We start from the raw sequence: 12,134 nt of genomic DNA on the forward strand, positions 1-12,134 counted from the left end.
CTTGATTGTCCAAACACATCATCAATATAAGGCGAGCGATTATGTCAGAGAACACCTATCAGCCACCCAAAGTCTGGGAGTGGACGCAAAACAGCGGCGGCGCATTCGCCAATATTAACCGCCCCGTCTCCGGCGCAACGCATGAACAGACGCTGCCGGTTGGCCATCATCCGCTACAGCTATACTCCCTCGGCACGCCGAACGGTCAGAAAGTCACTATTATGCTTGAGGAACTGCTGGCACTGGGCGTTACGGAGGCTGAGTACGATGCGTGGTTAATCCGTATTGGTGAGGGCGACCAGTTCTCCAGCGGTTTTGTCGAGGTGAACCCGAACTCGAAAATCCCGGCGCTGCGCGACCACTCGACCACCCCGCCAACCCGCGTGTTTGAGTCCGGCAATATTCTGTTGTATCTGGCGGAAAAGTTTGGCCACTTCCTGCCAAAAGATCCGGCCGGGCGTACTGAAACCCTTAACTGGCTGTTCTGGCTTCAGGGCTCTGCGCCGTTCCTCGGCGGCGGCTTTGGCCACTTCTACAACTATGCGCCGGTGAAAATTGAGTACGCAATCAACCGCTTCACGATGGAAGCCAAACGCCAGCTCGACGTGCTGGATAAACAGCTGGCACGCGGTCGCTACGTGGCGGGCGAAGAGTACACGATCGCCGACATCGCCATCTGGCCATGGTACGGTAACGTGGTGCTGGGCAACGTGTACGGCGCGGCGGAGTTCCTCGATGCCGAAAGCTACAAGAACGTAATGCGCTGGGCAAAAGATATCGCCAGCCGCCCGGGCGTGCAGCGCGGCCGCATGGTGAACCGCACCAGCGGCCCGTTGAATGAACAGCTGCACGAGCGGCATGACGCTAGCGATTTTGACACCAACACGGAAGATAAGCGTCAGCAGTAGCGGCGTTAATCGGGCGCTCTGCGCCCGGTTTTATTGCCCTTCCAGACGGTATCCCGCCATAAAATAACGCACGGTAGTACTGGAATCGTGCTCTCTGAAAAAATCCATGACCATCTCTTTGTCGAGGCCATAGCGCCGCGTCAGAATTCCCGCTTCCCAGGCGCTCAGCTGGCGGTCCCCCGTCTTCTCAAACATCCGGTGCGAAAATCCCAGCACAAACCCGCGTTTATAATCGGTGCAAAAACCAATCACTTTTTGCGCGCTGTCGGCATAAGGCGCCTTCAGACCCGCGATTAACCCTTTGCCAAAATGGTTATCCATCGACGTCCCCCTCAATCGTTGTATATAAAATTATATAGCGATTTTTTAAGCGATGGCTAGCGCTATTTCGGCGCTACCCCCAAAGGGGAAAGCCGCGCCTTTTCGTGCGCCAATTCGCGGCAGTGTGATCGCGACGACGGGCGGCCTGGCGTAAAGCCAGTATTCTGGAAACAGCGTTTCAAAAAAAGAAGGAGAAACTATGGCCTGGCAAGCAAACCCAGCCCGTTATGAAGACATGCAGTATCGCTACTGCGGCCGCAGCGGTTTACAGCTCCCTGCACTGTCCCTTGGCCTATGGCACAGTTTTGGCCACATCCACGCGTTAGAAGGCCAGCGCGCGCTGCTGCGTAAAGCCTTTGACTGCGGGATCACCCATTTCGATCTGGCGAATAACTATGGCCCGCCGCCGGGCAGCGCCGAAGAGAACTTTGGCCGCCTGCTGAAGGAGGACTTCGCCAGCTACCGGGACGAGCTGATCGTCTCCACCAAAGCCGGATACGACATGTGGCCGGGGCCTTATGGTTCCGGCGGCTCGCGCAAGTATCTGCTGGCAAGCCTCGACCAGAGCCTCCAGCGGATGGGGCTGGACTACGTCGATATTTTCTATTCTCATCGCGTTGATGAGAAAACGCCGATGGAAGAGACCGCCAGCGCGCTGGCTCAGGCGGTACAGAGCGGTAAGGCGCTGTACGTCGGCATTTCCTCTTACTCATCTGAGCGTACGCAGGCGATGGTCGCGCTGCTGCGCGAGTGGAAAATCCCCCTGTTGATTCACCAACCTTCTTATAACCTGCTCAACCGCTGGGTCGATAAGAGCGGTCTGCTGGATACGCTAGCGGACAACGGCGTCGGCTGCATCGCGTTTACCCCGCTAGCGCAGGGGCTATTGACCGGCAAATACCTTAACGGCATTCCGGACGGTTCGCGCATGCAAACGGAAGGCAAAAAGGCGCGCGGCCTGACGGAAAATATGCTGAGCGAAAGCAACCTCAGCAGCCTGCGCCTGCTCAACGAAATGGCGCAACGGCGCGGGCAGTCGATGGCGCAGATGGCTCTAAGCTGGCTGCTGAAGGACAGCCGCGTGACATCCGTGCTGATTGGTGCCAGCCGGCCGGAACAAATCGAAGAGAACGTGAAGGCGCTGGCGAACCTGAGCTTCTCAGCAGAGGAACTGGCGCAGATTGACAAGCATGTCGCCGATGGGCAGTTGAATTTGTGGCAGGCGTCGTCGGATAAGTAAGCGCGCCCGGGAGTATCTGTAGGCCTGATAAGCATAGCGCCATCAGGCATTTCGGCGCACTCTGCCGGATGGCGGCGTGAACGCTTTATCCGGCCTACATGTCGTGCATATCACCACAGCCGCGCCGGGAGTATCTGTAGGCCTGATAAGCGTAGCGCCATCAGGCATTTCAGCGCACATTGCCGGATGGCGGCGTGAACGCCTTATCCGGCCTACATCACGACTTTTTCCCGCGGGTCAGGCTATCGAGATAGCCCATCACAAAGGCCGACAGAACAAAGGTCAGGTGAATAATCACGTACCACATCAGTTTGTTATCCGGTACGTTTTTAGCGTCCATAAACACCCGCAGCAGGTGAATAGACGAGATAGCAACAATCGACGCCGCCACTTTATTCTTCAGCGAAGTGGCATCCATTTTGCCCAGCCAGCTCAGCTTCTCTTTGTGCTCGCTGATATCCAGCTGCGAGACAAAGTTTTCATAGCCAGAAAACATCACCATCACCAGCAGGCCACCCACCAGCGTCATATCCACCAGCGACAGCAGCGTCAGGATCAGATCGGCTTCCGCCATGCTGAAAATGTTCGGCAGTACATGCAGAATCTCCTGAAAGAACTTCAGGGTCAGGGCCAGCAGCGCCAGAGAAAGACCGAAATAAACCGGGGCCAGAAGCCAGCGCGATGCGTACATCGCATTTTCCAGAAAGCGTTCCATAATATCCTGTTTTTGAGTCAGATTCGCCCTAGTATATCTCAATCAGGCAACATCACATCAACACTTCAGATCACACATCATGTGTGCGGACAAACGGTCGCTGTAAGTCCGGCCACACCAGCGCCACCAGCTCGGGATAGGCCTCCTCGGCAAACTCCTCGTAGCACTGCTGCAGGCCAAGCACCACCGGGTCAACGTCGGTGACCCGCTCGCCTTTCAGGCAGCGGCGCTTAATCTCATCGTAATATTCATAAACTGCGCCGTTGAGATTGCGACAGCGTTCCTGCGCTTCAAACAGGCCGGGGGTCTCTTTCAACCGTTCGGTGGACATACGCTTAATCGTCGACTGGACAAAATCGATATATTCATGATTAATACGCCAGTACCAGGCAGGCGTGATCCGACTCATCAGCGCGGCAAAATGGTTTTCGCCTTCGTCTTTGTCCAGCGGTGCCGCCGCCGGGGAGGGAACGGTTTCATTATTGGTTTCAGATGTTTCGTTATTTTGGCCATACATAAAAATTAAAATAACGACGGTAAGTAACAGCAACAGCATCACAAAATAAATAATACCGCTCATGGCTTTCTCCACTTTTTTTGATTTTAAAAGTGCACCATGTTAATGTCAACGAACCTCACTATAATAAAAAACACGCCCCAGCCATTCGACAAACGACGCCTATATGATTGCTGAAACCCTTATCCCAGCCCGTTTCTGCATACCGGCATTGGACGCAGAAAACAAGGATGCACAGGCCAGCCAGGGGGGCGAGCCTGAGAAAGTCTCGCTCGCGTTCTGGCAGGACGACGTCTTGATTGGCGGCGGCCAGTCACGTAACCCGCTGCTGGAAGAGCGCGATCGTCATATAAAAGACAGGTTATATCGTATTGCAAAAATTGAAGCTTTTGCACTTATGCTAAATAACCTGGTGGTTCAGGGGGAGATCTCCGCGCTGGAGCTAAGCCAAATTATGGAGATAAAAACCCAGGAGATAAATGAAGACGGTAATAAAATCTGGCTTAATTTAATGACCCAGGAAAGAACCGTTCCCTTATTTTATAATCTGACGGATAAGTGAACATGAAACTTGTCGATGTTAGTGCGGCTAATATACCGTTAAGCCCACAGATCAGTGATGAGACTATCCTTCAGCGTAATCTCCAGACGTTACGCGAGGAAAAAAACTCCGAAGGACGGCGTATTTCCGGCCTCTCTGAGCCTATCCCCGCAGCGCTGGTCAAGATGAAGTGGCAGCATCGCCACGAAATATACGCCTACCAGGTAAAAGAAGAGATTCTGGGCGCCGCGCTGTGTGAAGTGATGGCCCGCTACCCGCACCTGCGCGACAAAATTCTGGCACATACCGAATCCTGCTATCAGCACGTGCTGAACCGCGAGGCCGCGACCCTTGAGATCAGCCGCGGCCTTGCAGATGGTGATTACCGCACTTCAAACGTGATCCTGAAGACCGAAAAAGAGGGCGAAAAACGCCCGGATCAGCCGATTATCTCCATGGCGAAGTGATCGAACGCGCAGTGACCCCGACGCTCGTGTTCCTCCAGCGACACCGCCAGCAGCCCCACTTTTGCCCCCACCCATTTGCCCTTACCGGCGGCGAAAGGCTGAGACAGCGTCTGCCACGGGGAGCTTTCCTCACGCCAGGCAAAGCGACAAATGCCGCCGTAAGATACGTCGACTTTTAGCGCGCAGGCCGCAACCTCAAGCTGGGCCACCGTCTGACGATGCTCACGGACAACGCCCGCATCGCTCATCCAGCCCGTCACCCATAGCAACTGATACGCTGCACCGCGTTTTTCCAGCAGCAGCGCGGCATAGCGCTCACCGTAAACGATCAATCCACCGGCATCACCGCTGGCACCATCGCACAGCTTCAGCGAGGTTTCAGCGCTGAACCGCCAGGCCGGGAACTTTTGCAGCAGCAAATTGGGCTGCCAGTAGATGCTGCGTTTCGTTTCCGGCTGCGGCAGCGAGACGCAGCGGAGATTCAGCGTATTCGTCCCCGGCAGCAGCCAATGCGAGTTTGGGTTCGCCTGCCACTGCCACTGTAACCCGGGTAAACCAGCGGTAAAGTTATCGCTGGTTTGTGGCCTTATCGTCGGCGACGGCAACAGGCTGGCCGGGCGCGGCCAGCGTAGTACCGGCTGCCCTTCTCCATCGTCCCCCAGCGGTTCTCCCAGACGCGGCCAACCGTCAGCCGCCCAGCGCATCGGCTGTAAATGCACAACACGGCCATAAAGATGCGCGTCCTGGAAATGAACAAACCAGCACTCGCCGTCGTCGAGTTCAACCCAACCGCCCTGGTGCGGACCGTTAACCGACGTATTGCCCTGGAACAGCACATTCTTCGCCACCCAGGGACCGGTCATACTGCGAGCGCGCAGCACCGTCTGCCAGCCGGTTTCCACGCTGCCCGCCGGAGCGAAAATATAGTACCACTCGCCGCGCTTGTAGACCTTTGGCCCTTCCAGCGTCGGCTGGTCGCAGCAACCGTCGTAGATAATTTGCCCTTCGCCGCGCAGCGTTGTGCCGTCTGGCGCCATGGCAAAAAGTTGAAGCTGATGCTTGATTCCGCTGCGGCTATGGGCGAAAGCATGCACCAGCCAGGCGTCGCCGTTGTCGTCCCAGAACGGACAGGGGTCAATCCAGCCTTTGGCGGGCTGCACGCAGTGCGGCGCGCTCCACTGGCCCCACGGGTCATCGGTGTGACACATAAAAATGCCTTCATCCGGCGTGCTGAAAAAGACCCACAGCTTATGGTCATGCCAGCGAAGAGAAGGGGCCCATACCCCTTTTCCTGGCTGGTATTCATCATATCCGGCCAGCGGTAACGCCTGGAAAACGTGGTTGATAATCTGCCAGTTGATCAGGTCAGTCGAGTGCAGTATCGGCAGCGCAGGCATATGGTTAAAGCTGGATGAGACCATAAAGAAGTCATCGCCAACCCGTACAATGTCCGGGTCTGAATAATCAGCGCAGAGAATGGGGTTCTGGTAGTCATTCGGTATCATTTCATCTTCCTCAGGCTTTATGCAAAACGCCGCTGACGGTTTCAGGCTCAGCGACGGTCGCCGCCTGTTGGCGCGCGGAAAGATCGCGTTGGATGGTCGCCATTGCGCGGTCGTCCAGCGTATAGAAGCGCGACAGCCACCACAGCACCAGATAGGAAAGCGATGGCCCCAGCGTTAGCAGGCCAACAATGCCCATGGTCGCCATCGGCGTTTGTTCAGCCACGCCAGCCTGATAGCCAAACAGCCCCAGCGAAAAGCCGACCACCGCGCCCGCGACCGCCATGCCCATTTTGAGCGCAAACAGGTTGCCCGAGTACGAAAGGCCGGTGATGCGACGACCAAACTTCCACTCGCCGTAGTCGGCGGCGTTGGCCATCATGTTCCACTTAAACGGTTGATACATTTGATGGAAGAAGCCCACCAGGAAATACAGCGGGAACACCACCGGCAGCCAGGTCGGCGGCACAAAGAACATCACGACGCCCACCGCCACCAGCAGCAGGTTGATGTTTTTAAACAGCGACACCGCACGATAGCGCTTCGCCAGCCAGCCCGCCGCGAGGCTGCCGACAATGGTGCCGACCACGCTGGTTGACACAAACGCCGATTTCATCGCCGTACCGGCGGCAGACTCAACGCCGCCCATCATCAGGTAGGTGGCGTAATACAGCGTCGCCGCGCTGCGCATCACCCCAGCCATACTGGAAAAGAAGGTAATGATTGCCACGATCCGCCACTGATCGTTCGCCAACAGCGAGCGCAGATCTTCACGAATACTCCCCTGCTGTTCCACCGCAGGCGCCACGCGCTCGTTGGTGGAAAAGAAACAGAACGCCAGCATCACAATGGCGATCGCCCCCATAATGCCCATGGTGGCCTGAAAGCCGAACTGTTTGTCTTCTTTGCCCAGATAGTCCACCAGGAACAGCGTGGCGACTGAAACCATCAGCCCGGCGATCGACGAAATGGTAAAGCGGTAGGACTGCGCCGACAGGCGATCTTTTTCATCGCGGGTGATAACACCGCCTAACGCGCAGTACGGAATATTGATAAAGGTGTAACACAGCATGAGTAAGGTGTAAGTCAGGTAGGCGTAAACCAGCTTACCCGATGCGCCAAAGGCGGGGGTGGTGAAGGTCATCACCGCCAGCACGGCGTAGGGAATAGCGAACCAGATAAGCCAAGGGCGGAAGTGGCCCCAGCGGGTTTTCACCCGGTCGGCAACGATGCCGGTGAGCGGGTCGGTAATCGCGTCCAGCACGCGCGTTACCAGGAACATCACCCCCACCGCCGCCGCGGAGAGGCCGTAAATATCGGTGTAAAACCAGGTTAAAAACATCGTGACCGATGAATAGACGATGCCGCAAGCAGCATCGCCCATGCCGTATCCCAGCTTTTCGGTGAAAGACAATTTCCTCTCGTTTACCATGCGTAATTCCTCCTGAATTGAAGAGGCTTCAATGTAGGAGGATGAAAATGGCAATCCTATTGTCATTTTTCATACTGGCATTACGTTTTCTGGCAACTGCGAAAGTTGTCACATAACTGGACGATTTGTCATACACCTTTCGATTTTGTGAGCCTACACCAGCCTGAATACCGAAATCGCCGACTTCAGTTCCCCGGTTTGCTGCTGCTGCTGATGCGCCACCTGAATAGTTTGCGCCACGTGCTGTGCATTCTCCTGCACGCTGGCATCAATGTGGGCAATACTGCCCTTCATCTGGAGAACGCTGACGCGCTGCTGGTCGCTCATGGATGAAAGCACGTCGACGCAGGATTGCAGACTATCAATGTTGCTGATGATCGCCGCCATGGTTTTCCCGGCCCGCTCAACCTGCTCACTCCCCTGATGCGTACGCTCGACTGAGGCGGAAATGAGCTGGCGGATATCGCGTGCAGCGCCTTCACAGCGGAGCGCCAGCGTGCGCACTTCGGCAGCCACGACGGCAAACCCTTTGCCGTGCGCGCCGGCTCTGGCCGCTTCAACGGAAGCATTGAGCGACAGAATATTCGTCTGGAAGGCGATGCCGTCAATCATCTCCAGAATGCCGCTGATCTTTTGCGATTCATCACGGATGTGCGTCATGGACGCCATCGCCGCGCGGATATTCTCTCCCCCTTCTCGCGCTACGCCGCTGGCCTGCTCTGCCAGCGATCGCGCTTCGCTGGCCTTCTCGCTGGTGAGCGAGGCGGCGGCGGCGAGCTGTTCCATGGCGCTGGCGGTGACTGCCAACGAACGCGCCTGGCTGTCCGTACGTTCAGACAGCGCCGTATTGCGCTGCAGCAGCGTTTGCGATGCATCCAGCAGTTGAGAAACGTTGCCGCTTACCTGCTCCAGCGTCGTTCGCATGGCGTCGAGCGTCAGGCTAAAGGTACGGGCAAAAGGCGAACGGCTGGTTTTGCTGTCGCGCTCAAGCGTCAGGTAACCCGACTCGCGGTTAATCACCGCCGCCAGCTTCGCCACCTCGCTAGCCGAGCGAGCATCCTGCTCCATGCGTACTGCCAGAAAGACCAGGAATACCGTCTGCACGACCACAAACAGGCCGTGCATAATCACCATATGCAGGCCGGGGTGCATAAAGACGGCAATATGAAATAAGCCATATTGCTGTAAATAATTAAACACCAGATGATGCAGCGCAATCACCGCCGCGCCCATAATTAACGGCCGCCAATCACGCCAGGCCAGCAGCGCAGAGAGCAGTACAAATACCGAAAAATGATATTCAGTTTCCCCTTCACCAAGCTGAATAAGTAGCGCAGAGTAGGCCATCAAAATAACAGCATAAACCAGCCGGGCGATCAGTCTGCCGGAGAAAAGCAGCGTCATGATGGTGCCAAGGACAGTCAGACAGCTTGCCACCAGCAACGCCAGAGCAGGATTATCATGGCGCCATCCCACCGCGAGCGAAATAAACCACATAACCCAAACCAGCACCAACAGCAGGCGGTCCGCCCTCTGACGAATTGTCGATAACGAGATGAGGTCACGATGCGTACCTTTAGCTTGTCGCAAAGATATTATGGCCATGATAATGTCCGTCCGCTGCAGGTTTATATATTATTGTTAGCGTTCAGAATTAAGCGTAGAAAGGTTATTTCAGGCTAGCCACTCTAACGTTAAAAATATATAACGCGAATGAAGCACTGCTAAATAACATTTAAATATCAGCAGAAATGCCGTGCAGAAAATAAGACTTAAGATAAATATGATATTACCAGGGAGATATAACGGATGGCGCAGAGCGCGCCATCCGGTGTGATTATTTTTTCGCGACGGTCTCTTCGCCAACCAGGCCAATCTTCAGATAGCCCGCCTGATGAAGCGTATCCATAACCTTCATCATCGTTTCATAGTCCACCGTTTTATCGGCGCGGAAGAAGATGGTGGTGTCTTTCTTGCCTTCCGTCAGCGCTTCCAGCGCCGTGACCATGTTGTCATCGGTGATGGGATCATTACCGAGGAACATCGATTTATCCGCTTTCACCGACAGGTAGACCGGTTTTTCCGGGCGTGGCTGCGGTTGGCTAGAAGACGCCGGCAGATTCACTTTGACATCGACGGTCGCCAACGGTGCGGCAACCATGAAGATAATCAAGAGCACCAGCATGACGTCGATAAACGGCGTCACGTTGATTTCATGCATTTCGCCGGTGTCGTCCAGATTTTCATTAAGACGCATTGCCATGGGGCATTAACCTACTCGTAATTTCTGGGCGGTACGGACCGGATGCACGCCGCTGGCGCTGAGATCCAGATCGCGACTCTGCAGCAGCAGAACCTGGGCGGCCACATCGCTAAGGTTGGCCTTGAAGCCGCCGATGAGACGCGCGAAGACGTTATAAATCACCACCGCCGGAATCGCGGCAAACAGGCCAATCGCAGTCGCCAGCAGGGCTTCTGCGATACCCGGTGCCACCACCGCCAGGTTAGTGGTTTGGGTCTGGGCGATACCGATAAAGCTGTTCATGATGCCCCATACGGTGCCGAACAGGCCGACGAACGGAGAGATAGCACCGATGGTCGCGAGGAAGCCGTTACCGCGTCCCATGTGACGGCCTACCGCCGCAACGCGACGTTCAAGACGGAAACCGGTACGTTCTTTAATGCCTTCGTTGTCTTGCGAACCGGCCGAAAGCTCGAGTTCGTTCTGCGCTTCATTAATCAGCTGGCTGCTCAGGCTGCGGGCGTCGAATGCGGCGGCCGTTTCGTGCGCCTGATTGAGTGAACGCGCATCGGCTAACAGCTTCTGTTCGCGCTTGAGGCGGCGCTTGTGAGAAATGAGCTCGGCGCCCTTGCTGAAGAAAATAGCCCAGGTGACGACGGATGCCAGTATCAAGCCAATCATGACCACTTTAACCACGATGTCGGCATGATGATACATACCCCAAACGGAGAGATCCGCCTGCATCAAATTATTACCCACTGTGTATCTCCAGGACATAAATCACAAAATCTGAGACCAATAATATCAAAACAACGTCGAATTGATAGTAGTTCTCATTAGTATTTACATATTGACTCAAATCACACTTATTTTCCTTGCGCTTACGCAGTAAAAAAGTTTTCTGCGCGCTTTTTGGCAAAATTTTCTCCTGTATGCGTTTGCAACGCGCCATCGCATGAACAATCGTGATAGTTTAGACGTCCAGACGTATAAAACAGGTAGACCCAAGATGGCAGACAAGCACCTTGATACCGCGCTGGTTAACGCCGGACGCAGCAAAAAATACACCCAGGGATCGGTAAACAGCGTGATTCAGCGCGCCTCTTCGCTGGTTTTCGAGACCGTTGCCGCCAAGAAACAGGCAACCCGTAACCGCGCCAACGGCGAGCTGTTTTATGGCCGTCGCGGGACGCTCACGCATTTCTCACTCCAGGAGGCCATGTGCGAGCTGGAAGGCGGCGCCGGCTGCGCGCTCTTCCCCTGCGGCGCGGCGGCGGTCGCCAACACCATTCTGGCCTTCGTCGAGCAGGGCGATCACGTCCTGCTGACCAACACCGCCTATGAGCCGACGCAGGATTTTTGCACCAAAATTCTTGGCAAGCTGGGCGTAAGCACCGGCTGGTTCGACCCGTTGATTGGCGCCGACATTGCTGGCCTGATCCAGCCCAACACCAAAGTGGTGTTCCTGGAATCACCGGGTTCGATCACCATGGAAGTGCATGACGTGCCGGCGATTGTTGCCGCCGTGCGCAGCGTTGCGCCCGAGGCGATCATCATGATCGACAACACCTGGGCGGCGGGGATTCTGTTCAAAGCGCTCGATTTCGATATCGATATTTCCATTCAGGCCGGCACCAAATATTTAATTGGTCACTCAGACGCCATGGTCGGTACGGCGGTAGCCAATGAACGCTGCTGGGCGCAGCTGCGCGAAAATGCCTACCTGATGGGTCAGATGCTCGACGCGGATACCGCCTATATGACCAGCCGCGGCCTGCGCACGCTGGGCGTACGCCTGCGCCAGCACCATGAAAGCAGCCTGAAAATTGCCGAATGGCTGGCACAGCAGCCGCAGGTGGCGCGCGTTAACCACCCGGCGCTGCCGGGCAGCAAAGGCCATGAGTTCTGGCAGCGCGACTTCACCGGCAGCAGCGGCCTGTTCTCCTTCGTTTTGAATAAACGTCTGAATAACGATGAGCTGGCGCAGTATCTCGATAACTTTTCGCTGTTCAGCATGGCGTACTCGTGGGGCGGCTTTGAATCGCTTATTCTGGCCAACCAACCGGAAGAGCTCGCCAGCATCCGCCCTGAAGGTAAGATTGATTTTGAGGGCACGCTCATCCGCGTTCACATCGGCCTGGAGAACGTTGACGATCTGATTGAGGATTTAGCGGCAGGATTCGCCCGCATCGTGTAACATAGCCGGGCCCGGCATGGTCAGTGCCGGGCGGGTTAGCAATGTTTTTGGC

General features: G+C 55.7%; 13 protein-coding genes. 5 read left to right on the top strand and 8 right to left on the bottom strand.

The features are described 5' to 3' along the window. The first annotated feature begins 41 nt into the window (after window positions 1-41). Entirely contained in the window at window positions 42-908 is an 867-nt protein-coding gene (gene yghU, locus V6942_RS02975; protein ID WP_106929717.1) for a glutathione-dependent disulfide-bond oxidoreductase, read from the top strand. 30 nt (window positions 909-938) lie between these two features. Here the strand turns inward: yghU and V6942_RS02980 are convergent, their stop codons facing one another. Further along, complete coding sequence (locus V6942_RS02980) at window positions 939-1,229, bottom strand: DUF2623 family protein (protein WP_106929715.1); 291 nt, start codon at window positions 1,227-1,229, stop codon at window positions 939-941. 199 nt (window positions 1,230-1,428) lie between these two features. On the opposite strand from V6942_RS02980, the gene V6942_RS02985 reads away from it, so the two are divergent. Continuing rightward, window positions 1,429-2,469: an aldo/keto reductase gene (locus V6942_RS02985; RefSeq protein ID WP_182930021.1), complete on the top strand. Its 1,041-nt coding sequence runs from the start codon at window positions 1,429-1,431 to the stop codon at window positions 2,467-2,469. Between the two features lie 217 nt (window positions 2,470-2,686). Here the strand turns inward: V6942_RS02985 and V6942_RS02990 are convergent, their stop codons facing one another. Then, complete coding sequence (locus V6942_RS02990) at window positions 2,687-3,184, bottom strand: TIGR00645 family protein (protein ID WP_106929711.1); 498 nt, start codon at window positions 3,182-3,184, stop codon at window positions 2,687-2,689. 70 nt (window positions 3,185-3,254) lie between these two features. Continuing rightward, window positions 3,255-3,764 (bottom strand): ESA_00282 family adhesion-associated protein, encoded by a 510-nt coding sequence (locus V6942_RS02995; protein ID WP_182928514.1) that lies wholly within the window; start codon window positions 3,762-3,764, stop codon window positions 3,255-3,257. A 103-nt stretch (window positions 3,765-3,867) separates the two neighbouring features. Here V6942_RS02995 and V6942_RS03000 point away from each other — a divergent pair, with 103 nt between their 5' ends. Further along, window positions 3,868-4,263, top strand: coding sequence for a hypothetical protein (locus V6942_RS03000; protein ID WP_106929707.1), 396 nt, complete (start codon window positions 3,868-3,870; stop codon window positions 4,261-4,263). A gap of 2 nt (window positions 4,264-4,265) precedes the next feature. Continuing rightward, entirely contained in the window at window positions 4,266-4,709 is a 444-nt protein-coding gene (locus V6942_RS03005; RefSeq protein WP_182930020.1) for a cytoplasmic protein, read from the top strand. Here the strand turns inward: V6942_RS03005 and V6942_RS03010 are convergent. The 5 genes from V6942_RS03010 to exbB form a co-directional block, all read right to left on the bottom strand. After that, window positions 4,682-6,214 carry a glycoside hydrolase 43 family protein gene (locus V6942_RS03010; RefSeq protein WP_333500797.1) on the bottom strand — a complete coding sequence of 511 codons (1,533 nt, stop codon included), beginning with the start codon at window positions 6,212-6,214 and terminating at the stop codon, window positions 4,682-4,684. The two genes, V6942_RS03005 and V6942_RS03010, sit on opposite strands and share 28 nt — an antisense overlap. A 10-nt stretch (window positions 6,215-6,224) precedes the next feature. Continuing rightward, a complete protein-coding gene (locus V6942_RS03015) occupies window positions 6,225-7,643 on the bottom strand; it encodes a glycoside-pentoside-hexuronide (GPH):cation symporter (RefSeq protein WP_182930018.1) in 1,419 nt (472 codons plus the stop codon). Between the two features lie 153 nt (window positions 7,644-7,796). Then, window positions 7,797-9,248, bottom strand: a complete 1,452-nt coding sequence (locus V6942_RS03020) for a methyl-accepting chemotaxis protein (RefSeq protein WP_333500798.1) — start codon at window positions 9,246-9,248, stop codon at window positions 7,797-7,799. A gap of 232 nt (window positions 9,249-9,480) precedes the next feature. Next, window positions 9,481-9,906 carry a TonB system transport protein ExbD gene (exbD, locus tag V6942_RS03025; protein ID WP_106929701.1) on the bottom strand — a complete coding sequence of 142 codons (426 nt, stop codon included), beginning with the start codon at window positions 9,904-9,906 and terminating at the stop codon, window positions 9,481-9,483. Between the two features lie 6 nt (window positions 9,907-9,912). Then, window positions 9,913-10,644 carry a tol-pal system-associated acyl-CoA thioesterase gene (gene exbB / locus V6942_RS03030; RefSeq protein ID WP_106929699.1) on the bottom strand — a complete coding sequence of 244 codons (732 nt, stop codon included), beginning with the start codon at window positions 10,642-10,644 and terminating at the stop codon, window positions 9,913-9,915. Window positions 10,645-10,894: 250 nt separating this feature from the next. Here exbB and metC point away from each other — a divergent pair, with 250 nt between their 5' ends. Continuing rightward, window positions 10,895-12,082: a cystathionine beta-lyase gene (metC, locus tag V6942_RS03035; RefSeq protein WP_182928513.1), complete on the top strand. Its 1,188-nt coding sequence runs from the start codon at window positions 10,895-10,897 to the stop codon at window positions 12,080-12,082. Window positions 12,083-12,134 lie beyond the last annotated feature (52 nt).

Source organism: Kluyvera genomosp. 2, assembly GCF_036759865.1.
Classification (GTDB): Bacteria; Pseudomonadota; Gammaproteobacteria; order Enterobacterales; family Enterobacteriaceae; genus Kluyvera; species Kluyvera ascorbata_B.